Here is a 21,564-nt window from a genome sequence, read left to right as displayed (position 1 = left end):
AAATTAATTTCTAAAGGTTTGAAAGTCGCTATTGGATTTGATGTTAAAGATAGTTCTTGGGGTGGAGGCAACCAATTTGTTAAAACACTCGTAGAAGCTTTAAAAGTTAAAGGTCACGAAGTTACTAATACTCTTATTGACAAAGATATAGACATAATTCTCATGATAGATCCTCGCTCTTATAATGATGGAGTTACTTTTGGTTCATTAGAGATAATAAAATATTTAATCTTAAAAAATAAAAACGCATTGGTAATTCATAGGATTAATGAGTGTGATGAAAGAAAAAATACATTTCATATGAATAAATTACTCAAATGGTCTAATTACTGTGCTGACTTTACTGTTTTTATAGGGTCATGGTTGAAAAATTTAGATATTTACCTTACAGATAAACCCTCAAAAGTAATCCTTAATGGTGCGGATAAAAAAATATTTAATAGTCATAAAAAGAAAAGTTGGAATGGTACAAACCCCATAAGACTTGTAACTCATCATTGGAGTCCAAACAAAATGAAAGGTTTTGATGTATATCAAAAGTTGGATAGCTTACTTTCCACTTCTGATTGGAAAAACAAAGTGGAGTTTACTTATATTGGTAATTTGCCAAAAGGATTTAGTTTCAAAAATACAAAACATTTAAGTCCGATGAATGGTCGAAAACTTGCTTTAGAACTATCTAAAAATGATTTATACATTTCGGCTTCTATTAACGAACCAGCTGGTATGCACCATATAGAAGGGATACTATGTGGATTGCCAATTATTTATAGAAATAGTGGTGCGCTACCTGAGTATTGTCGCGATTTTGGTGTTTCTTTTGAAAATCAAGATTTTTTACCTGCTTTGAAGAAAATGATAAAAGATTACTCTAAATTTAAAAAAAATATAATTCAATATCCTCATGACTCTGAAAAGATGACTAGTGAATATTTAACGTTGTTTTCACAATTATTGAAAAATAGGAGAAAAATCATAGAAAAAAGATTTCTTTTGAAATCACCCTTTTATTTATTTTTGAATTTATTGTTTTTAATTTTGAAGTTTAGAAATATAGTAAAATTATTTTATAAGAAAAATCCCAATAAAAATTTATAATGAAAAAGATTTATCTAATATGCAGGGAATTAAAAGATTGGCTTGAATTTTTTATAAGAAATATCCCTGGCAGAGTAGGTTATTTTATAAGAGATAATTATTACAAAATAAGATTAAAAAAATCTTTTGGGAATAATAGATTTGAATCAGGCCTAAGAATTGAATTCCCTCAGAATATAAAAATAGGCTCAAAATCTTACTTTGGGATGGATTGCAAAATTTATGCTTCTGAATCTAGTCTAATCTCCATAGGTTCGAATGTTAGTTTTAACTCAAATGTGATGATTAATGCTAGAGGTAAGGGTAAAATTTTAATTGGAAATAATGTATTAATAGGTCCAAATGTTGTTCTAAGATCTAGTAATCATTCTTTTGAGACAATTAAATTACCCATAATTGAACAAGGAATGAAAGATGGAGAAATAATTGTAAACGATGATGTCTGGATAGGTTCAAATGCTGTAATCCTACCAAACTGTAAGATTGGTAAAGGGGTAGTAGTAGCTGCCGGTGCTGTTGTTACAAGCGATATTGAGTCACATACAGTCGTGGGTGGGATTCCTGCTAAGTTAATTAGAAAAAGAGATTTGAAGTTATGATTTTTACTTTAAGCATTATCTTGTAAATACTTGTTTATGAACATAAGAATAAATAAATTAAGATTATTTTTACTGAATTTACCTAGAGAAATTAGGTTGATAATCTCATTTGTTGTAGATACATTTTTATATGATAAAACTGTATGGCTGAAATTTTATTTAAGAATTGGGTTATTTAATTTTTCTAGCTTAAAATTGAAAAATAAAAATTATCTAAAAGCTCATATTGAAATATTGATAACTGGATTAAGACCTGTAGAAAAATTGTTTGAGGAACTTCTAATACAGGATAAATATTTACCTAAAAAATATCTAAAAATTTTTAAGGCTCAATATTGTTTTTTACCTTGGAAAGAATTGTCTATTGAGATTGATTCTTTAGGAAGATTTATTTATAAAAATTATGTAAAAAATATTACCCTAATACTTAGAAAATTAATAATAGGATATACTCCACGAAAAGAAATTGTTGATTGGATTTTTAATGAAAATATTAAAAAAAATTCTGAGCGGATTATATTTTAAAAATGTCATATAAATTTTATAGATATATATTTTTAATAAGGGTATTTTTGTAAATGTCTTGTATCCTAATATCTGGAGGTTTTGGATATATCGGATCTCATACTGCAACATTACTGTCGGAGAAGAATCAGAAATATGTCATAGTGGATAACTTTAGTAATTGTAAAAGAGAGATTGTAGATAAGATTAGGACAATCACCAAGAATAAAGTTTGCTTTTACGATTGTGATATAAGGGATAACAAGAACTTAATAAAAATAATTAATGAGAATAAAGTAACATCGGTAATACATTTTGCAGCTCTTAAATCAGTCTCCGAATCAATAGTTAATCCCCTCGAATACTACGAAGTTAATGTTAATGGGACTATAAGTTTATTAAAAGCTATGCAATTAACAGGCGTTAAAAAGTTTCTTTTTAGCAGTTCTGCAGCAGTATATGGAGAACCCGATTTTTGCCCAATTGATGAAAGTCATATCTTGAAACCATTAAATCCATACGCGCAAACAAAAATTATAATCGAAAATATCCTCAAAGATATTTATAAAGCTGAAAAAAATTGGTCGGTAGCTTGCTTGAGATATTTTAATCCAATTGGAGCCCATAAATCTGGCTTAATTGGAGACGATCCATTATCTGGTAAAAATGCAAATTTAATGCCTGAGATCATAAAAGTTGTAAGAGGTATAAAAGATTATTTAGAAGTATTTGGGGATGATTATCCTACTCCTGATGGTACTGGAATAAGAGACTATATTCATATTATGGATTTAGCAGAAGCTCATTATAAAGCATTAAATTTTATTGATAAAAAAAATGGAATAAATTTTTTCAATATTGGTACGGGTAAAGGTGTAAGTGTTTTGGAATTAAAAAAAGCCTTTGAAAATGTATCGGGATTAAATGTACCAATAAAAATATCTAAAAGAAGGGAAGGTGATTGTGCCGCCTGTTTTGCGAACCCTAAAAAAGCTAATGATATACTTAAATGGAGTGCAAAATATGATCTTAATCAAATGTGTGAAAGCTCATGGAAATTTGTAAATAGAAATTCAAAATGAAGAAAATTATAATCTTAGGCGTTGCAAAGCTCTTTTCTTATAGTTGGTTATTAATTCCAACTAAATTAAGAAGATATATATTTACAAGCTTTTTTATTTTAGAGTCAAGACAAAATAACCCATTAATTTCAATAAAAAACTTATTTTTAATAAAAGATAAACTAGATTGGATTATTAATGAAAGAGCATTGAAATATGGTGACGGAATTCATCCAAAACATCAATTAACTAATTATCATCAATTTTTTATTGATCGTATCATTAATGGCGAAAATGTCCTTGATGTAGGCTGCGGTAATGGATCAGTAGCTATCAGTATTGCAAAAAAACTTTCAAAAAGCTTTATAACTGGAATAGATATAAGTAAAAAAAATATTGATTTTGCTAAACAAAAACAAAAAGAAAGTAATTTAAAAAATTTGAATTTTATTAATGGAAATATTGATGATTATTCTGAAATAGGTTCGGAAGTTGTTATTCTTTCAAATGTATTAGAGCATATTGAAGATAGAGTTTTGTTTCTAAAAAATGTTCAAAAGTTAAGTGGTGCAAAAACTTTTTTGGTTAGAGTCCCATATTTTAAAAGGGATTGGCAAATTGCTTTTAGAAAGAAATTTGGGATTTACTATTTTTCTGACAATGATCATAAAATTGAACATACATTAGAAGAATTAGAAAAAGAGCTTGGGAAGGTAAATTTAATTATGAAAGAAACAATAACTGATTGGGGAGAGATTTGGACAAAATGCGAATATGATTTCTGAAAATCATAGAATGATTTCTGTTATTGTGCCTTGCTTTAATAGCGGAAAAACTTTAAGAAAAACTATTAATTCCATTAAGAATCAAACTTGGAATGAAAAAGAGGTAATATTAATTAATGATGGCTCGAATGATGAAGAAACCTTAAAAATTTTAAATAGTTTTAAAAATGACAGTTTAGTTAAATTAATAAATCAAAAAAATAAAGGTCTATCTGCAGCAAGAAATAAAGGTGTAAAGTTTTCAAAAGGTGATTATTTATTCTTTCTAGATGCAGATGATTGGATTGAAGAAAATACTCTTGAAGAATTATTTTTTAATATGCAGAATGAGAGAAAAATCTCATATGTTTTTACGGATTGTTTTTTAGAGGGTGAATCAAAAGGTAGGAGGAAAAAAATATTTAATTTATTCGAGCAAATGTTTATAAATCAAATACCATATTGTATTTTTATACCAAGAAAAGTATTTTTAGAAAATGGATTTTACGATGAAAACATGACGCTTGGATATGAGGATTGGGAGCTAAATATAAGACTTGCATCAAGGAAGGTTTATGGCAAAAGTATATCTAAACCTCTTTTTCACTATCATGTTTCTAATTCAGGCATGTTAATATCAAAATCAATTCGAAATCATATAAAAATCTGGAAATACATAAAATCTAAAAATAAAAGTTTTTATAAATTTAAAAACATAGTTAATGTTTTTTATAAATGGAGACTTGAAGAAAGTAATTACCCTTTAATTCTTGTTTTCATATGGTATTTGATGTTAAATTATCTACCAGAATTTTTAATGTTAAGAACTTTCCTATTTTTTAGGAAAATTAAATTTTTATTAAAAAATTAATTTACTTTTTTAATACCTAAGTATTACAAAATTGAAGATGATTAAAAAAAAAATTATTATTAATTTAACAGAAGATTGGTTTTTTGTTTCGCATTTTCTTGGAAGGGCTCTTGAAGCAAAAAAAGCTGGATATGATGTTTATATTTCTTGTAATGAAGAACATAGTAGAAAATATATAGAAGAAAATGGCATTAAATTTTTTTCTTTACCTTTAGATAGAAGAGGAATTAATCCTATATATGAGTTTTATTTGCTCTTAAAGTATTTATACATTTTTAATAAAATAAAGCCAGATATAATTCATAATGTAGGACCTAAACCAATTATTTATGGATCAATTATTGCAAAATTATTAAAAATTAAGTCGGTAATTAATGCCCCTATTGGAATGGGATTTGTATTCACTTCATCAAGTTTAAAAGCTAAATTACTAAAAAATATCTTACTTCTTTTGTTTAAATTTACTCTTAATAAACATCATGGTAGTAATCAAAACAATAGAGTTATTTTTGAAAATTCAGATGATATGAATTTTTTTATTAACGCAAAAATAGTAAATATTAATGAATCAATTTTAATTAGAGGGGCTGGAGTAGAGATTGATGAGAAATTGATTAAAAAAAAGAAAGAAAATAAAATTCCAACCATATCATTGGTAGCTAGAATGTTAAAAGATAAAGGCATATATGAATTTGTAGAAGCTGCAAAAATTTTACATTATAAAAAGATAAAGGCTAGATTTTTACTTATAGGGGATATTGACAAGAAAAATCCAACATCTCTCAAACAATCAAAATTAGAAGAATGGAATGATAAAAAAATTATAGAATGGTTAGGATGGGTAAATGATGTTAACAGGATATTATTGGAGACTGATATCCTATGTTTACCCTCTTATAGAGAGGGTCTTCCAAAGTGTCTCTTAGAAGGTGCTGCTATTGGATTGCCTTTAGTTACTACTAATACAGTAGGATGTAAAGAAGTGGTTTTAGAGGGAGTAAATGGATATTTGGTTCCTATAAAAGAATCTAAAAAATTATCTTTGGCAATCCAAAAATTGATTGAAGATAAAGAGTTGAGAATTAAAATGGGAAAAGAGAGTTTAAGAATTGCAAAATCAGAATTCTCATCTGAAATAATTAATTCGCAAACATTATCAATATATGATGAATTATAGATTTATACATTTATTCTAAATATATTTCTCCTTACTTTTTAATAAATATGTAGAGAAAAATCTTAAAAAGTTAAAGTTAAAAAGTTTTAGGAAATGAACAGGGATAAAAAATTTTTCAAAGTATTTTTATAATATTGAAAATTCCTCCGTTTGGGAAAATAAAAAAAGAAAAAATTCGATTAAATAAATTAGCTTCTTTAATTAAATTAGAAATGAATATAGTGGCCCTTAGATCATTTCTGGTCAATGAAAAAGAACTTATAAAATAAAAAGATCTTACTATTTTTTTAGTAAGTTAAATTATTGCTGAATTTTCTAAAATAAAGGATTGATATGTTTAATGTAAGACTTTTTTAGAAGAATAATTTAGCTTGACTAAAAGTTGTAAAATAAGAACTTTCGTTACTAATTAAGAACTTTATATGAGTGTGTTTTTGGGGAAAAATTTATAAAGGCTAGAAATTCTATTTCTATATTTTAGGTATATTTTTTTTCATTTTTCTTAAGCCTGCTAATAGGGTCCAACATAAAATACTAATTCTGCCATCAAAATATGTAATATCAAACATATGAATTATTATGAAATTAGCAAATGATATAATCCATGCTTTATCAATTAAAGATAAATCCTGACTATTATTAAAAAAATAATTTTTTGATGCAGTAATTAAAATACTAACCATTGTAAATAAAATTAAAAGCGCAACTAATAATCCATGATTAAAGGCAAGCTCTAAGAAAATATTATGTGTATGTTGCATTCCTTCAAAATTTCCATCAAATAGAACATACATATTTGGGAATGATCCAGCACCATATCCAAAAAATAAATTTTGATTTATGAAAGTTAGTGATTTACTCCAAATATCAAATCTTGGTAAAGTGTCTAAATTTGAAAATTTAAAATAAATTATTTTATTTAAAATTCCAGTTGGTAGATAGTCTGTTATGTATTTCTGAATATCAATATTAATAAGAAGTAAAATATTACCTAACAGAATTAATGAAAGGATAGAGATAAAAATTGCCAGAACTTTATTTCTAGTAAATTTTTCTAAATTTAAGTAAGAAATTAACATCGCTAATATTGCTGATCTAGATGTTGTTAAGATTATCATTGTTACAAATGAGGATACAACTGAGAAATTAATATAGTTCAGAAAAATTTTCTTATGTTTTTGTAATAAAAATCCTAGACAAAGTGGGAATATAATACATAACCAAGCACCAGCATAATTTTGATTATTAAATAATCCAGATACGCCTCCATCAGCTCCTAAAGGGCGTTGATACCAAATTATTAAATTGTTAAAAAATCTGTAGGGTCCATATAGACCAAGGAATTTTTGACAAAAACCACTTATTAAAACTGGTATTGATCCAATAACAAGTAATTTTGAAGCAACCAACCTGTCATTTTTTGTGTTTAGATAATTTTGAAAACCCCAGAAACACCAAAATAGAGGGATCCAATTTAGTAGCCCTAACCAGATAAGTGATTTATCTGATTCAGGTGTTTTAATTAAATCTGTTGTTATTAAAAAACAGTTAAAGATCATTAAAAATGAACTTAGAATTAATAACCGGCTATATTTATCTTCTAAAAATTTATTTTCTCTACTAAGTAATCCTCCAAAAGTTGAAAATAGCAAAAGCAAAAAGCTTAAAGAAGGAGCAGTAGCTAATAATAAAATACCTATTCTAAATAGCTTAAATCCTAATTTTTTTGGTTGATTATTAGTTAATTTATTCCGCAAATTAATGTGTTTAAATTTTTTTACTATCATTCATTAAAAAGTTTTAAAAATTTCGTGTTTTACTAAATTATTTATTAGAAAAATTAATTTTTGAATGATTCTTTAAGAAATAATAATGCGCTCCCTGCAAGATTCGAACTTGCGGCCCACTGCTTAGAAGGCAGTTGCTCTATCCAGCTGAGCTAAGGGAGCATTTCATTATTATATCCGAGAGCTTATGACTAAACAATTAAAATGACTTCTTTAAATATTTATTAAACTAAAGAAATAAAAGTTATACTTTTTTTTTGTCTTTTGTTTTCTTACAATAACTACTAAATATAATTACTTGATTTTGGCAAAAAGAATTTCAGAAAAACAAATAAGAGAAATAATTGATGCTTTTATTAAAAATCAATCTTTAGAAGAAATATCAAAGAAATATAATTTTACTAAACTAACAATAAGCAGACACCTTAAAAAAAATCTTGGCGAGGATAAGTTTACTGAAATAAATAAACTTAACAAATCTAATAAAAGATTTTCAGATCCCAATAAACTAGATGAAGAAAAGGTTATTGATAATAATTTTGATGGATCATCTAAAGAATTTATTTATGATTCATTCCCTGAGAATACATTTCTTGAAATTGCACCTTTAAATTTAGAAATAGAAAACACGCAACAAAAGGATTTATCTTCTGTGTCAATAAAGGAGGTTGAATTACCTAAAGTTGTCTATATGATTGTTGGTAAGCAAGTTGAATTGGAGACAAAATTTCTAAAAGAATATGTTGAGTGGAATTTTTTATCGGAAAAAGATTTGAGCAGAAAAACTATTGAAATCTTTTTCGACTTAAAGTCGGCAAAAAGATCAAGTAAAAAAGATCAAAGAGTAATAAAAGTGCCTAATAGCGATGTTTTTAAAATAACAGCGCCAATTTTGTTATCACGCGGAATATCTAGAATAGTTAGTTCTGAAGTTTTAATAGCTCTTTGACTATTTGCTGCTTTTGAAGAAATCTAAGGTTATAAATCCACCAAGCATAGAACCACTAATAAAACTTGCTCCTATGATGAAACTTATAGGTAATTTAATAGTCTCATTAATTAAGAAATTAATCTTCGCTTTATTCGAACTATTTTGAATACCAATAAGTAACATTAAAAAAAATGTAATGTTTAGAGATGTATTGAATAAAAATTTCTTTAATTCAAAAAACATTTTTAGTATTTTTAATATTTACTCTTAGTACAAATTATAAATCATATTTTTTGTTAAGTTTTTCTTTTTTGCTAAATATTTGGAGGCAGCTGAAAGACTTAGTCCGGCATTAATTAATTCCTGTAGTTCTTTTTTTAGATGAGATTTATTAAATTCTACAATATTACTTTTCTCGAGACCTTTAATAACAATGGTTATTTCACCAATTATTTCTCGCTGGTTGAAAATATCAATAATTTTATCAACCTTATTATTTATTTGTTCTTCATATTTTTTGGTTAATTCTCGTGAAACACAAATTTCCCTTCCGCCCCCGCAGTGTTCTTTTAATTCAATTAAAAGTTTTTTAAAACGATGCGGACTTTCGAAAATTATAGTTGTTTTTTCATTATTGCTAATTTCAGATAATATTTTTTTTCTTTCATTCTTCTTTTTTGGTAAAAATCCTTCAAAAATAAATTTTGAAGCGGAGAAACCGCTGGACAAAAGTGCAGTTAAAGCAGCAGATGGCCCAGGGATACAGATTGTCTCTAAATTATGTAACTTAACATTTCTTACTAGATTCTCTCCAGGATCACAAATGCTTGGCATACCTGCATCACTTACAAGGGCAACTGATTTACCTTCTTTGAGGAAATTAATTATTTTTGGAATTTTATTTAATGAATTGTTTTTGTTAAAGCTTATAAGTCTATTATTTATATCAAATCGGTTAGTAATTTTTTTTGTTTGTCTAGTATCCTCGCATGCAATTAATGAAACATTTCTAAGAATGTTTATTGCTCTTGAAGAAATATCATTTAAATTACCAATAGGTGTGCCAACTAAATATAAAACACCACTTTCAGGTTCTTCGCTTCTATGAGAAGATGAGGAATTAATATTCATATTGTGTTTAAATTACCAATTGGTGTTGATATTCATAATCTTATCGATGATCTTCGTGTTTTTAGCTGGGAAGCCTCAGATATTTTGCTTCATTACTCAAAAATACTAAAGAATCCAAATTATGCAAAAGAAATAATCAATATTAAAGATGATTCAGCACCTGTTACAGCAGCTGATTTAGCAGTTAATGATTTAATAATTAAAAGAATTAACAAAAACTACAAAGGAGTAGATTGGCATATATTAAGTGAGGAAAACGTAAAAATTGTATCAGATAACTCAGATGTTAATTCTAAATGGATGTGGGTTCTTGATCCATTAGATGGTACTAAGGATTTTATTCAGGGAACAGAAAATTATGCGATGCATTTAGCCTTAAATTATGAAAAAAAACCTTGCATTGGTGTAGTTTTGATCCCCGAGAAAGAAGAGCTTTGGATTACAGATAACGAAAATGTTTGGTGTGAAAACAAAGATGGATTGACAAAAAAAGCTACTCACCAAAATAATAAGCCGTTAAGAGAGAAGACAATTGTTACAAGTAAAAATCATAGAAACGCAACTTTAAGTGAGTTAATTAATAAGGTTGGATTTAAGAGAGTAAATGTAATGGGCAGTATAGGCTGTAAAGTAGCCTCTATTTTAAGAGGCGAAAGTGATATTTATATAAGTTGCAGTTTACCAGGCAAAAGCTCACCAAAAGATTGGGATTTTGCTGCACCAGAAGCTATTTTAAGAGCCGCTGGCGGCGAAATAACAAACATAGACAATAAGGAACTTTGTTATGGGACTAAGAACTATCATCAAGGCGGAATAATTATTGCTTCAAATAATAATCAAACACATGAAAATTTATGTTTACAAATTAAAGAAATAATTATGAAAAATGATTTATATCCCTTTGATTCCTAGTTTAAAGGCGCTACAGGTGTTGGAGTTGGTTCTGGATAAGACATTCCTCCATTTTGCGCAACTCCTCTAAGTGTAAGGTTAATCCTTCCTCTGCTATCAATTTCTCGAACCCTAACAGTTACATCATCACCTTGTCTAACAACGTCCTCAACCCTCTCAACTCTCGCTTCAGATAATTGGGAAATATGGACCATCCCCTCTTTCCCAGGAAGGATTTCAACGAAAGCACCTATTGGTATTATTCTCGTGACAACACCTGAGAAAATTTCACCTTCGTGTACTTTTCTTGTTAAACCTTCAATGATCTTCTGTGCTTCTTCAGCAGCGGCTCCATCATGTGAAGCGATGGTAACAATACCTCCATCCTCTATATCTATTTTAGTATTCGTTCTCTCTGTTATGCCTTTGATTGTTCTTCCTCCAGGCCCAATTACAGTTCCAATTAATTCTGGATCAATTCTAAAGCTTAGTAGCCTTGGCGCATGTGGTGATAGAGATTCTTGAGGCTTGTCAATTGCGGCTTGCATTTTCTCTAATATATGTAGCCTTGCGGGGCGTGCTTTTTTTATCGCATCAGAAATGATAGAGACTGGTAGACCTGTTATTTTCATGTCCATTTGTAATGCAGTTATACCTTTAGCTGTGCCGGCTACTTTAAAATCCATATCACCAAGAAAATCCTCAATTCCTTGGATATCTGTAAGTATCCTAACTTCTTTGCCTTCTTTAATTAAACCCATTGCAGTCCCACTAACTGGAGCTTTTAGAGGTACACCAGCATCTAATAATGAAAGTGAGCTCCCGCATACCGACCCCATTGATGTTGATCCATTGGAGCTTAAAACTTCACTTACAACACGAAGGACATAAGGGAAAGTCTCTTTGCCAGGTAGAACTGGAATTATTGCTCTCTCAGCTAGAGCTCCATGACCAATTTCTCTTCTGCCGGGTGTTCTCATGGGTCTAGTTTCGCCAACCGAATATGGCGGGAAATTATAATGATGTAAGTATGTTTTCTCAGTACTTGGGTTTAAATCATCCATCTCCTGAGCATCACTTGGTGTGCCTAATGTTGTGGTAGATAGAACTTGTGTAAGTCCTCTCTGAAACAAGGCTGAACCGTGGACTCTTTTAGGTAAAATCCCTGCACTTGCAGTTATCTTTCTGACCTCATCAAGATCTCGCCCATCAACTCTTTTGCCATTAGTAATAATTTGGGCCCTCATTAACTTCTTAGTAAGTTTTTTAAAATCTGAGTGAATTAACTTTTCGTTCTCTGAGATTAAAACTTTTAATTGATTGTCATCTTTTAAGGATTCTATTTTACTTTGTGTATCAAGTTTTATTTTTTCAAGTTCAAGATCCCTTTCATCTTTTGTTTGTTCAAATTTCTTTAAAACAAGATTAATAGGTTTAGCGCAGTTTTTTTCCAAATATGAAGCTAGAGTTGGATCTTCTTCCTGTTCTAAGGGCTTAACCTGTTTTATTCCTAAATCTTTAAGTAAATCTTCTTGAGATTTAATAAGTTCAGAAACAGCCTCATACCCAAAATCTATTGCTTCAATAGTATCTTGCTCGGTTAACTGATTAGCACCAGCTTCAATCATTACGATACCGTCAGGTGAACCTGCTACAACAATGTCTAGATCACCTTTTTCTATTTCTCTATAGCTTGGATTTAAGATGAAATCATCACCTATAAGACCAACTCTAACAGCAGCCATAGGACCATAAAATGGTATTTCTCCAAGTAAAGTTGCAATTGATGCACCTGTAACTGCTAGCACATCTGCGGGGACCCTTTCATCAAGAGAAAGGCAGGAAGCTACAATCTGAATTTCATCTCTCATCCAAGAAGGGAAAAGAGGTCTCATTGGTCTGTCAATTAATCTTGAGATTAAAGTTGCTCTTTCAGGAGGACGACCCTCCCTTCTCATAAACCCGCCTGGAATTCTTCCTGCAGCATAAAGTTTTTCCTCATAATCACAAATTAGAGGTAGAAAGTCTGAAACTTCTTTTTTAGTAGTTTTTGTTGCTGTAACTAATAAAGAGGTGTCTCCACACTCAATCATTACTGATCCATTTGCTTGAGGAGCATATAGTCCTGTTGTTAGTCGTATCTCTCGTCCGTCAAACGTGATCGACTTATTTTGTCCTTCCACTTTTTAAATTATAAATCTATACATAATTTATTCTTACATTTTATAGGGACATATTGAGTAAATTATTTAGATAAGCTATAAAAAATTTTAAAAATGTCTCTTAATTAATCTTTAATCCCTATATGCCAATAATTTTTTGTAAAAAAATTTAAATAAAAAACTTTAACTACCAACTTGATTTAACCACCCCAGGGAGTTCACCGTTGTGAGCTCTTTGTCTTAACTGATTTCTGCAAAGTCCAAAATCTCTATAAACACCTCTTGGTTTACCAGTTGCCCAACATCTATTCCTAACTCTATTTGGGGCAGAATTTCTTGGAAGGCCTTGAATCTTTCTATGTATTTCTAACCTTTCCATTGGATCCTTTGCAGCATTAAATTCATCTAATAATGATTTTCTCTTCGCGGCATATTTTTTTACGAGCTTTTTGCGTTTGACTTCTCTCGCAATCATGGACTTTTTCGCCATTTAATTAAAAAATAAAAATATCCTTAATCTTAACATCTAGGTAATCAATTTTTTGAAACTTTTATTGGTTAAATAATTTTTGTACGATTAAAAGTTGACTAGTATCTCTAATAATGAGAAGTACACTTAATCCAACTAAAAGAAAAAAGCTGGACTGAGTTACAACCATTTGTACCTTTAATGGAACAGGTTTTCCTCTTAAACCTTCTATTAAAGTGAAAACGAGTTGTCCACCGTCCAATAATGGTAAAGGCAATGAATTGAGTACTGCCAAATTAATAGAAATTAAAGCAGCAAATAATAATATGCCTGTACCTCCTTGCTGCGACAGTTGAGCACCAATTTCAACGATTTTTACCGGCCCACTTAATTGTTGAGCTGTAGATGAGAAATTAGTTATTAATCCTTTATAACCTTGAATTGTTTTAACCAAGAGAGACGAAAATTCATTATTAGAGTATTTAAAAAGTTCGTAAACGTTTTTTGTCTTTTTAGTTTCTTTTTTTATATTAGGTTGTAATTGAGCCCCTATTGTTCCTTTCCCATTAACATTTTTTGGTATCAAAGTTAAATCTTTAAGAATTCCATCTCTTTCAATCTTTATAGAAATTGGATCATCTGAAGAATTTTGAATCTCTTTTACTAAAGTGGATACTGCCTGATCACCAGCTCCAAGAGTTATGGTTTCAATTTCTAAAATTTTATCTCCTGGTACTAAACCAGCAAGATAGGCAGCCTTCTCAGGTTGAGTAGCTAAAACTAAAATGCCAGGTTCCGGATCAAATGGAATGCCAACAGTAGTTACATTTATTATTAAGATTGTATAAGCAAGGATTAGGTTAGCAAATACTCCAGCAGATATTACAATAACTCTTTGAATTATTGGCCTGTTTTTTAAAAGATTTGGATCTTTAGGGTCAATATTATTTAAGTCTTCATCAGGAAAGGAAACAAAGCCACCTAAAGGGAAGGCCCTAAATGAATAAGTGATATCTTTATATTTTTTTTGAATAATTGATGGTCCAAAGCCAATTGAAAATCCATCAACATAAATGCCTTGTAAAATTGCTGCGAGAAAGTGCCCCATCTCATGAAAAAAAATCAGAAATCCAAGTACTGTTATTGAGGTTAAAACATTCATTTTTTTATATTAAGCAAGTTTTAAAATATTTGACCCAAAATATGGAACCAGAGCATCTGGAATCTTAACGCTTCCATCTGCTTGTTGGCCATTCTCAAGAATCGCGGCCATTGTTCTACCGATAGCAAGCCCACTGCCATTTAGGGTGTGTATATATGAATTTTTTTTATCAATTTTTGTTCTAATTGATGATCTACGAGCTTGAAAGTCGAGGCAGTTACTGCAACTTGAAATCTCCCTATAACATCTACTACTCGGAAGCCAGACTTCTAAATCAAAAGTTCTACTAGAAGAAAAGCCTAAGTCTCCTGTACAAATATCTACTAATCTATACGGTAAGTTGAGCTTTTTTAAAATGCTCTCTGCATCTGCAGTGATCTTTTTATGAGCTTCTGAAGATTTACTTGGATCGCAAAACCAATAAAGCTCAACCTTATTAAATTGATGAAGTCTTATTAAACCTTTAGTATCCCTTCCATAACTTCCAGCTTCTCTCCTGAAGCATGGACTATATGCAACATACTTAATAGGTAACTGCTTGGGATCAATAATTTCGTTTCTATGAAAAGCAGTAAGTGGAACTTCAGCTGTTGGAGAGAGCCATAAATCGTCATTTGAGCACTTAAAACTTTCATTTGAAAATTTAGGTAATTGTCCAGATCCCTTAAGACTTTCTGAATTTACTAAGGCGGGAGGCATTAACTCTAAATAACCATTTTTAGTATGCATATCTAGCATGAAATTGATTAATGCCCTCTCTAATCTTGCACCATTGCCTAAAAGAGTAATAAAACGACTTTTTGATGTTTTTGTTGATTTTACAGAGTCAAAAAGATTAAGACTTTCTCCTATTTCCCAGTGTGATTTAATATTCTCTTTTTTAAAAGGGTCCCCCCAAGTTTTTATTTCTACATTATCACTTTCATCTTTTCCGAGAGGAGCATCTTTGCTAGGAAAATTAGGCAAATTATAAATCTCATCATCTACTTGTTTATCTAATATTCTTTGTTTTTCTTCAAGTTCAGAAATTTTGATTCTGTATTTATTTCCCTTTTTTTTTAAATCATTGAGTTCTTGTGAATTATTATTTTGTGATTTACCAATTACTTGACCAATCGATTTGCTTAATTTTTTACTCTCAGATTGAAGACTAGATATTTCAACATCAATTTCTTTTTTTTTAACAGTTAATTCGTGTATGAGAGATATATTAAAAACTTTTCCTCTTAAGGATAGATTTTCTTCAACTAATGTTGGATTTTCTCTTATTAATTTTTGATCTAACACTCTTTTTTTTTTGATACCTTAATAAAGATAGTTAATCTCAGTTAATTATTAGGTATTTTTGATGAAAAATTAACTTAATTAATGATTCCTAACTTATGTAATATTTTAAAAATTAAATTTTAGCTAAGATGCTGAACGAGCTCGTCCTGTAGATGACCATGCTTTTAGTAAATCAATTTGCTCTTTAGCTGTTCTTGATAAGGGAACTAATTCAGAAACTGCCTTTATTAAGTCTTTCTCCATAAGTTCTCTATTTTCTGAGAATGAAATGTGCATCCCCTCTATTACTGCTTGTTCAAGTTCTGCGCCTGAGAATCCATCGGTTCGCCCTATTATGGTAGTGAGAGGGAAATTATAACTTGGTCTTCTTTTTTTTAAGTGCAAATCTAGAATACTCAACCTTTCTTCGGAATTCGGTAAATCAAGAAAAAATATCTCATCAAATCTGCCTTTCCTTAATAATTCAGCAGGAAGCTTATCTATAGCATTAGCAGTAGCAATTACAAATACGGGGGAATCTTTTTCAGACATCCAAGTGAGCAAACTTGCCAAAACTCTTTGACTTGTTCCTCCATCACTTCTTGCATCACCACCAAAGCCTTTGTCAATTTCATCGATCCAAAGGATACAAGGTGACATTGCCTCAGCTCTTGATATAGTTTCTCTCGTTCTTGCCTCACTTGAACCAACAAGGCTCGAAAATAGTCTTCCCACGTCCAACCTAAGTAGCGGCATCGACCAGCTCTTAGAAATTGATTTTGCGGTAAGTGATTTCCCCGTCCCTTGTGCTCCTACAAGTAAGACCCCCTTGGGAATAGGTAGCCCATATTCTCTAGCTTCTTTAGAAAAAGCCCTGTATCTTTGATTCAGCCAAACTTTTAAAACATTTAAACCACCAATATCATCTTGACTTGATTTGGCTTCGAAAAATTCTAAAATTTCACTTCTAGCTATAACTTGTTTTTTCTCTTCAAGAATATCTTTGATATCCTCTTTACTTATTTTCCCTCTTTGAGTAAGTGCCTTTGCGGTAACTTGCTTTACTTTTATTTCGGTTAATCCACTAGAAGCTATTGAAAGTTCGTTTAAGTCTTGATCATTAAGATTTGAGTCGGTATTTATAGCAATTGTCTTTATTAAATTTTTTAACTCTTTTTGATCTGGTAAGGGTAAGTTGATAATTGTCATTAATTCATCAAGATCCTCAGATGATGGGAATAGATGAGAACAAATAATTAAATTATGACAAGTTTCCTTAAGCGCTGAAGATAGTTCTTTAATAGTTCTATTGATAGATGGATCATCATAAAATTTATGAAAATCTTTAACTAATAGAATTGTTGAGACTTCAGAATTTTGTTCCTTAAGCCAATTAAGCACACCTAATGGGTTGTTCGAAAATTTACCTTCTTCATTTATTAATCCTTTAATACCGTTAACACAGTCCCAACAAATGAATCTTTTTACTTTTAATCTTTCACAAGAGAAATTAATTAATTTTTTTAATCTTTCCTCTTCTTTAGTCCTGATCCAAATTAATGAGGTTCTTGATTTTATAAGTAATTCTAAATTTCTAGACCAAGAATTCATTATCTAAGATTAAGACTATTTTTTACTATTAGGTTCAAAAGGTAATCTTTTATCTGAAATGGGTGTCGAAGAAGTTGTTATTACTTCATTTTTGGCTAATAATTGTTGATCTAATATTTTCTGTAGGTTTTCAGGAAGAGCTTCTTTGTTAAGAAGAAAAGTTTGAAATGCCTGAAATATATTGGCAACAACCATATATAGTAAAACGCCTGCAGGTAGTGGAAAGAAAAGAAACATTCCAGTAATCATGACTGGTGTAATTTTGTTTGCTGTTGATTGCTGTGGATTTGCTGGCATCCCTTGACTAGACAATACTTGAGAGAGAAGTAGTGTTAATCCAAAGGCACCAACTAGTGCTGCAATATCCCAATTAACAGCCCCATCTACATAAAAACCAACTTGGCCCAGAGCTTTAATAAATAGGAAACCACTTTTAGCAGCTAGACCAGGAATTTTTGCTTCAATTGTTGCATCACCTGGTTTAATCGCCGTTACTGTGCCGTCTTGAGAAACTTTTATATTTTCAGATCCTTTTGAAACTGACCATTTAGGAAGGAATTTTGAACCATTATCATAATTGGATAAAACTTCCGAGTAACTGTTCCCATTTGTTGTTTGCAAATTTACTTTAATTGATTCATCTGTTCCTAATTTTGTTCCACTAGGGATTGAAGCTATTACAGGGAAATGGGACTTTTCTGTAATAAAAATAGAGTGTCTCGGAGATTTATAAGGTTTTGGATCGATAGCGGCAATTTGATCTTGAGGAACGACTTTTAGATTTATGTTGTAAGGTACATCAGCAAATGGTGACCCCCTAAGTGTTGCAAACAATGCAAATAGAACTGGCATTTGAACTATTAATGGAAGGCAACCAGCAAGAGGGCTACCAAACTCATTCATTAGTTTTCCTAATTCCTCTTGTTGTTTCTTTGGATCACCTGAAAACTTAGATTTTATTTCTGCCTGTCTTTTTTGCATTACCGGTTGTGCAATTTTCATCCTTCTGGCACTTCTAATTGAACCTGCGCTTAAAGGGAAAAGTGCAATTCTAATAACAACCGTTAATGCAACAATTGCTAAACCATAACTTGGAACTAAACCGTAGAAAAAATCTAGAATCGGGATAAGTAGTTTTTCAGAAATGAACCCTATCACGATATTAAAAAGAATGTAATTTTAGTAGACATTTTATTTTACAAGAAAATAAGTTTTTTGTAATTAATTTAATTAGGATTTAGTAGCAAATCCTTCAACCTCATTAAGATTAGGTATTTGAAATCTTTTGTTTATATTTTCTTCAATAAATTTTTGCTTTTCTCTGAAAAGTGCTAGTGATTTCATCTCAACCTTTGATCCGTCATTAAGAATAAGAACCATATCACCATATGACCCAAATCCCCTAGGAATAGATCTAATTTCTTCAATATTACTTAAAGAGACTTGTGTCTTGTTCTTGCCAAACCATCCCCCATTTATTGAGATTCTCTTGTTGGTGATTTTATATCTCAACCATAAGGATCTAACAATTGCTGCAAAGGTAAAAGGCAAACCAAGAATAGTTATACCTGCTATAAGATTTATTATTAAATCACTTTTTGCAGGACCACCCTCATAAAAGGTTTCTTCATTCATGTTAATCATTTGATTAGACGAGATTTGAACATTAAGTTTTGAAATTCCTCCAAAAGTCTTTTTTTATCATTGCAGAAATCTCCAATTTTAAGGTTAACAAGTAACCAATAAGGTTTGTGGTTATCAATTTTTTTATTATTGGATAATACCCACTCTTGTAGGATTCTTCTAATTTTATTTCTTTCTACAGCTTTTTTTGAAACTTTTTTACTAATAGCAATTGCAATCTTCAAATTGTTTGAGGTATTTTTGAGTTTATGGGATGATAAAATTTCAGGATTTGATTTTGCAAGTTTAAATGTCATTAATTTTCCATGATATTTTTTAGAATTTTTATGGATATAATTAAAAGCTCTATGACCTTTTAAGCGCATATCATAAGGTAAGGCCATTTTAAATTGTCTGTTAAACAGCTATTCTTTCTCTACCTTTTTGTCTTCTGCTTTTAATAACTCTCCTACCCGTATGAGAACGCATTCTTACCCTAAAACCAGAAACGCGTTTTCTTTTCCTTGATGTTCCACCAAATGTTCTTTTAGTCATTTTTTTTATTATCCTTAATTAATTTATCATTTAATCGATCACTATAGTCCAGCTACCTAAATAACTTGAAACTGATCCCCCTTTTGGTTGCCCATAAGAATGAAATTGATATAGCCCTGATTTTTTTGGATTGAAGACTTTTAGAAGAATCGCATAACTTTCTTTATTAGAGGGAATAGGTTTATAGGGATAGATATTTATAGAACGTAAAGATGATTCTTCAGAAATAATTTCAATATCAGCAGGAATATTTTCTAAACATTTAGTTCTATTTTCAAAACCACCTATTCTCACCTTGCAAAGGCTTATTTTTTCTTCTTTTAAATTTACTTTAAAGGTTTTAGGGATGGATAGATTTATCTTTAAAAGCTCAGCATTTCTATCAGATGGCCTTAAGAAAAAATAAATTTTATTTCTAAATCTTTTTTTATTTTCTTTTTGGAACCACTTTAATCTTTTGAAAGAAGGGTCCTCGTCCCATTGAAATTCTAAACCTGCTTTAGCTTCTTGTATCTTATTGAAAAATGGAACTGTTATTAATATTGTAGGAATAAGAAGTAATCTTAAAATTTTAAAATTTAGTGGAAGTTTCTTTGTTTTTTTTGACATTATATTGAGTTAATTTTTAAGTTGAAATAGAGTATATCCAAATTTAAAGTGGAAATTGTTTTATTAAGGTTAACATCTATCGGTCCTTAATTTTGATGCCCCTCTTAAATAGGGATGCTTTACAGAATTATTTGAAGGTAATAAAACTTGTGCCATTATTCTTATACAAAAATCAACATCATTAGGGACATACATTTGTTGACAGTCTAAAAATGCTACAGAATCAAGTCCATTACATTTCCTTGCAATTGAAGCAGGGAAACATGCATCCAAGTCTTTTGTCGAGGTAAACATAATAGATAATAAGTTGGTCTTAATTAGATTGTTGCGTAAGATTAATTCATCTATTAATTCCACTACGGCATCCTCTATTTCCTTAACAGTGTTTCCAGTTGCTGTTGTAGCTCCTCGAATAAATGTAATTTTATAATCATCTTTCATTTTTTCATTCATATTAATTTAAGGCTTATATAACCAAAGTATTTTATTGGATGAATCAATCTCAAAAAAGATATTATTAACAACTTTTTCAATAATTTTACTTCCTGGAATTAGGCCAAGTATTTTCTTTTTTTTCTTCCCAAATGTTAAGGGCTGAACTTTAGGATCAATATCAGCCATTTTTGCCGCAAGTTCTCTTGCAACGAATTCATCTCCAACCTCATCAACGAGGCCTAATTTTTTTGCTTGTGTACCAGTGAAAATTCTCCCGTCTGCAAATTTTCTTACTTCCTCTACAGGTAATTTTCTTCCTTCAGCAACAGCTTCAGTGAATTGTTTATAGCTTTCATCAATAAGGCCTTGAAGTAGTCCTCTGCCTTCCTCGCTTAAAGGTTTATCTGGAGAAAGTATATCTTTAAATACGCCGCTTTTAACAGTCTCGAATTTTATGCCAACCTTATCAAATAGTTCAGATAAATTGTTTCCTCTTATAATCACACCAATAGATCCTGTGATTGTGCCTGGATTCGCAACTATTTTGTCAGATGCAACACCAATATAAACTCCTCCAGAGGCCGATATGTTTCCAAAACTAGCTATAACTTTACATCCTTTATCTTTTAGTCTTTTAATAGCGGAGTATATTTCTTGGCTATCCCCAACAGTTCCTCCTGGTGAATCAATTCTCACGATTAAAGCAGGAAATTCCCTATCCTCAATTTGTTTAAGAGCTTTAAGGACGGAAACTCTTGTTGAACTTGTAATAGGCTCATCAATTACAATACGAGCCATTCTTTTTTTTGACTTTCGTCTAAAAGGCCAAATCATTCTTTTAAAGTAAAAACATAAAAC

Annotated in this window: 24 protein-coding genes and 1 tRNA gene; 9 read left to right on the top strand and 16 right to left on the bottom strand. The window is 30.2% G+C overall.

What is annotated here, in order from left to right; genetic code table 11:
• Nucleotides 1-18: 18 nt before the first annotated feature.
• Genes HA141_RS06810 through HA141_RS06780 form a run of 7 tightly spaced genes read left to right on the top strand, consistent with a single transcriptional unit; the run spans nt 19 to nt 6,074 of the window.
• Nucleotides 19-1,098: a glycosyltransferase gene (locus HA141_RS06810; RefSeq protein ID WP_209118188.1), complete on the top strand. Its 1,080-nt coding sequence runs from the start codon at nt 19-21 to the stop codon at nt 1,096-1,098.
• Nucleotides 1,098-1,697 carry an acyltransferase gene (locus tag HA141_RS06805; RefSeq protein WP_209118186.1) on the top strand — a complete coding sequence of 200 codons (600 nt, stop codon included), beginning with the start codon at nt 1,098-1,100 and terminating at the stop codon, nt 1,695-1,697. The genes HA141_RS06810 and HA141_RS06805 overlap by 1 nt, the downstream gene beginning before the upstream one ends.
• Before the next feature lie 36 nt (nt 1,698-1,733).
• Nucleotides 1,734-2,222, top strand: a complete 489-nt coding sequence (locus HA141_RS06800) for a polysaccharide biosynthesis protein (protein WP_209118184.1) — start codon at nt 1,734-1,736, stop codon at nt 2,220-2,222.
• A 53-nt stretch (nt 2,223-2,275) separates the two neighbouring features.
• Nucleotides 2,276-3,283: a UDP-glucose 4-epimerase GalE gene (galE, locus tag HA141_RS06795; RefSeq protein ID WP_209118182.1), complete on the top strand. Its 1,008-nt coding sequence runs from the start codon at nt 2,276-2,278 to the stop codon at nt 3,281-3,283.
• Nucleotides 3,280-4,047, top strand: coding sequence for a class I SAM-dependent methyltransferase (locus HA141_RS06790; protein ID WP_209118180.1), 768 nt, complete (start codon nt 3,280-3,282; stop codon nt 4,045-4,047). Before galE ends, HA141_RS06790 begins: the two co-directional genes overlap by 4 nt.
• Nucleotides 4,037-4,897 (top strand): glycosyltransferase family 2 protein, encoded by an 861-nt coding sequence (locus HA141_RS06785; protein ID WP_209118178.1) that lies wholly within the window; start codon nt 4,037-4,039, stop codon nt 4,895-4,897. Before HA141_RS06790 ends, HA141_RS06785 begins: the two co-directional genes overlap by 11 nt.
• Before the next feature lie 37 nt (nt 4,898-4,934).
• Complete coding sequence (locus HA141_RS06780) at nt 4,935-6,074, top strand: glycosyltransferase family 4 protein (RefSeq protein WP_209118176.1); 1,140 nt, start codon at nt 4,935-4,937, stop codon at nt 6,072-6,074.
• A 470-nt stretch (nt 6,075-6,544) separates the two neighbouring features.
• Here the strand turns inward: HA141_RS06780 and HA141_RS06775 are convergent, their stop codons facing one another.
• A complete protein-coding gene (locus HA141_RS06775; RefSeq protein ID WP_209118174.1) occupies nt 6,545-7,861 on the bottom strand; it encodes an O-antigen ligase family protein in 1,317 nt (438 codons plus the stop codon).
• 88 nt (nt 7,862-7,949) lie between these two features.
• A tRNA-Arg gene (locus HA141_RS06770) sits at nt 7,950-8,023 on the bottom strand.
• 142 nt (nt 8,024-8,165) lie between these two features.
• Between HA141_RS06770 and HA141_RS06765 the strand changes: the two genes are divergently transcribed.
• Nucleotides 8,166-8,810, top strand: a complete 645-nt coding sequence (locus tag HA141_RS06765) for a hypothetical protein (RefSeq protein ID WP_209118172.1) — start codon at nt 8,166-8,168, stop codon at nt 8,808-8,810.
• Here the strand turns inward: HA141_RS06765 and HA141_RS06760 are convergent, their stop codons facing one another.
• Together HA141_RS06760 and rsmI are read right to left on the bottom strand one after the other, a co-directional pair.
• A complete protein-coding gene (locus tag HA141_RS06760; protein WP_348535322.1) occupies nt 8,811-8,975 on the bottom strand; it encodes a hypothetical protein in 165 nt (54 codons plus the stop codon).
• 84 nt (nt 8,976-9,059) lie between these two features.
• The gene (gene rsmI, locus HA141_RS06755; protein WP_209118168.1) at nt 9,060-9,923 is read right to left on the bottom strand and encodes a 16S rRNA (cytidine(1402)-2'-O)-methyltransferase; all 864 of its coding nucleotides are present in this window, start codon (nt 9,921-9,923) and stop codon (nt 9,060-9,062) included.
• Between the two features lie 3 nt (nt 9,924-9,926).
• On the opposite strand from rsmI, the gene HA141_RS06750 reads away from it, so the two are divergent.
• The gene (locus HA141_RS06750; protein WP_209118166.1) at nt 9,927-10,835 is read left to right on the top strand and encodes a 3'(2'),5'-bisphosphate nucleotidase CysQ; all 909 of its coding nucleotides are present in this window, start codon (nt 9,927-9,929) and stop codon (nt 10,833-10,835) included.
• On the opposite strand, the gene HA141_RS06745 is transcribed toward HA141_RS06750, so the two are convergent.
• The 12 genes from HA141_RS06745 to sppA form a co-directional block, all read right to left on the bottom strand.
• Nucleotides 10,832-12,997: a polyribonucleotide nucleotidyltransferase gene (locus HA141_RS06745; RefSeq protein WP_209118164.1), complete on the bottom strand. Its 2,166-nt coding sequence runs from the start codon at nt 12,995-12,997 to the stop codon at nt 10,832-10,834. The two genes, HA141_RS06750 and HA141_RS06745, sit on opposite strands and share 4 nt — an antisense overlap.
• 166 nt (nt 12,998-13,163) lie before the next feature.
• Nucleotides 13,164-13,466, bottom strand: a complete 303-nt coding sequence (rpsN, locus tag HA141_RS06740; protein WP_012008067.1) for a 30S ribosomal protein S14 — start codon at nt 13,464-13,466, stop codon at nt 13,164-13,166.
• Between the two features lie 61 nt (nt 13,467-13,527).
• Entirely contained in the window at nt 13,528-14,607 is a 1,080-nt protein-coding gene (rseP, locus tag HA141_RS06735; RefSeq protein WP_209118162.1) for an RIP metalloprotease RseP, read from the bottom strand.
• 9 nt (nt 14,608-14,616) lie between these two features.
• Nucleotides 14,617-15,894 carry a serine--tRNA ligase gene (serS, locus tag HA141_RS06730; RefSeq protein ID WP_209118160.1) on the bottom strand — a complete coding sequence of 426 codons (1,278 nt, stop codon included), beginning with the start codon at nt 15,892-15,894 and terminating at the stop codon, nt 14,617-14,619.
• A 123-nt stretch (nt 15,895-16,017) separates the two neighbouring features.
• Nucleotides 16,018-17,484, bottom strand: a complete 1,467-nt coding sequence (locus HA141_RS06725; RefSeq protein ID WP_209118158.1) for an AAA family ATPase — start codon at nt 17,482-17,484, stop codon at nt 16,018-16,020.
• A 15-nt stretch (nt 17,485-17,499) separates the two neighbouring features.
• Nucleotides 17,500-18,642 carry a membrane protein insertase YidC gene (gene yidC / locus HA141_RS06720; protein WP_209118155.1) on the bottom strand — a complete coding sequence of 381 codons (1,143 nt, stop codon included), beginning with the start codon at nt 18,640-18,642 and terminating at the stop codon, nt 17,500-17,502.
• A 72-nt stretch (nt 18,643-18,714) separates the two neighbouring features.
• Complete coding sequence (locus HA141_RS06715; RefSeq protein ID WP_209118153.1) at nt 18,715-19,128, bottom strand: PH domain-containing protein; 414 nt, start codon at nt 19,126-19,128, stop codon at nt 18,715-18,717.
• Nucleotides 19,125-19,511, bottom strand: coding sequence for a ribonuclease P protein component (rnpA, locus tag HA141_RS06710; RefSeq protein WP_209118151.1), 387 nt, complete (start codon nt 19,509-19,511; stop codon nt 19,125-19,127). Before rnpA ends, HA141_RS06715 begins: the two co-directional genes overlap by 4 nt.
• Nucleotides 19,512-19,524: 13 nt before the next feature.
• On the bottom strand, nt 19,525-19,662 hold the full coding sequence (gene rpmH, locus HA141_RS06705; RefSeq protein WP_002808184.1) for a 50S ribosomal protein L34: 138 nt from the start codon (nt 19,660-19,662) through the stop codon (nt 19,525-19,527).
• A 30-nt stretch (nt 19,663-19,692) separates the two neighbouring features.
• Nucleotides 19,693-20,271, bottom strand: coding sequence for a DUF2808 domain-containing protein (locus HA141_RS06700; RefSeq protein WP_209118149.1), 579 nt, complete (start codon nt 20,269-20,271; stop codon nt 19,693-19,695).
• Between the two features lie 69 nt (nt 20,272-20,340).
• Nucleotides 20,341-20,724 carry a chorismate mutase gene (gene aroH, locus HA141_RS06695; RefSeq protein ID WP_209118147.1) on the bottom strand — a complete coding sequence of 128 codons (384 nt, stop codon included), beginning with the start codon at nt 20,722-20,724 and terminating at the stop codon, nt 20,341-20,343.
• A gap of 6 nt (nt 20,725-20,730) precedes the next feature.
• Nucleotides 20,731-21,540, bottom strand: coding sequence for a signal peptide peptidase SppA (sppA, locus tag HA141_RS06690; RefSeq protein WP_209118145.1), 810 nt, complete (start codon nt 21,538-21,540; stop codon nt 20,731-20,733).
• Between the last annotated feature and the right edge of the window lie 24 nt (nt 21,541-21,564).

It is taken from the genome of Prochlorococcus marinus XMU1402, assembly GCF_017696205.1.
In the GTDB taxonomy this organism is placed as follows: domain Bacteria; phylum Cyanobacteriota; class Cyanobacteriia; order PCC-6307; family Cyanobiaceae; genus Prochlorococcus_A; species Prochlorococcus_A marinus_AC.
Note: the sequence above shows the minus strand (reverse complement) of the source record. Positions and strands in the feature narration are given on the sequence as shown.

Excerpts from the sequence above, each read along its gene's own strand:
- HA141_RS06805 (WP_209118186.1), top strand. The coding sequence starts at position 1,098 with ATGAAAAAGATTTATCTAATATGCAGGGAATTAAAAGATTGGCTTGAA.
- HA141_RS06800 (WP_209118184.1), top strand. The coding sequence starts at position 1,734 with ATGAACATAAGAATAAATAAATTAAGATTATTTTTACTGAATTTACCT.
- galE (WP_209118182.1), top strand. The coding sequence starts at position 2,276 with ATGTCTTGTATCCTAATATCTGGAGGTTTTGGATATATCGGATCTCAT.
- HA141_RS06790 (WP_209118180.1), top strand. The coding sequence starts at position 3,280 with ATGAAGAAAATTATAATCTTAGGCGTTGCAAAGCTCTTTTCTTATAGT.
- HA141_RS06785 (WP_209118178.1), top strand. The coding sequence starts at position 4,037 with ATGATTTCTGAAAATCATAGAATGATTTCTGTTATTGTGCCTTGCTTT.
- HA141_RS06780 (WP_209118176.1), top strand. The coding sequence starts at position 4,935 with ATGATTAAAAAAAAAATTATTATTAATTTAACAGAAGATTGGTTTTTT.
- HA141_RS06775 (WP_209118174.1), bottom strand. The coding sequence starts at position 7,861 with ATGATAGTAAAAAAATTTAAACACATTAATTTGCGGAATAAATTAACT.
- HA141_RS06760 (WP_348535322.1), bottom strand. The coding sequence starts at position 8,975 with ATGTTACTTATTGGTATTCAAAATAGTTCGAATAAAGCGAAGATTAAT.
- rsmI (WP_209118168.1), bottom strand. The coding sequence starts at position 9,923 with ATGAATATTAATTCCTCATCTTCTCATAGAAGCGAAGAACCTGAAAGT.
- rpsN (WP_012008067.1), bottom strand. The coding sequence starts at position 13,466 with ATGGCGAAAAAGTCCATGATTGCGAGAGAAGTCAAACGCAAAAAGCTC.
- rseP (WP_209118162.1), bottom strand. The coding sequence starts at position 14,607 with ATGAATGTTTTAACCTCAATAACAGTACTTGGATTTCTGATTTTTTTT.
- HA141_RS06725 (WP_209118158.1), bottom strand. The coding sequence starts at position 17,484 with ATGAATTCTTGGTCTAGAAATTTAGAATTACTTATAAAATCAAGAACC.
- HA141_RS06715 (WP_209118153.1), bottom strand. The coding sequence starts at position 19,128 with ATGATTAACATGAATGAAGAAACCTTTTATGAGGGTGGTCCTGCAAAA.
- rnpA (WP_209118151.1), bottom strand. The coding sequence starts at position 19,511 with ATGGCCTTACCTTATGATATGCGCTTAAAAGGTCATAGAGCTTTTAAT.
- rpmH (WP_002808184.1), bottom strand. The coding sequence starts at position 19,662 with ATGACTAAAAGAACATTTGGTGGAACATCAAGGAAAAGAAAACGCGTT.
- HA141_RS06700 (WP_209118149.1), bottom strand. The coding sequence starts at position 20,271 with ATGTCAAAAAAAACAAAGAAACTTCCACTAAATTTTAAAATTTTAAGA.
- aroH (WP_209118147.1), bottom strand. The coding sequence starts at position 20,724 with ATGAATGAAAAAATGAAAGATGATTATAAAATTACATTTATTCGAGGA.
- sppA (WP_209118145.1), bottom strand. The coding sequence starts at position 21,540 with ATGATTTGGCCTTTTAGACGAAAGTCAAAAAAAAGAATGGCTCGTATT.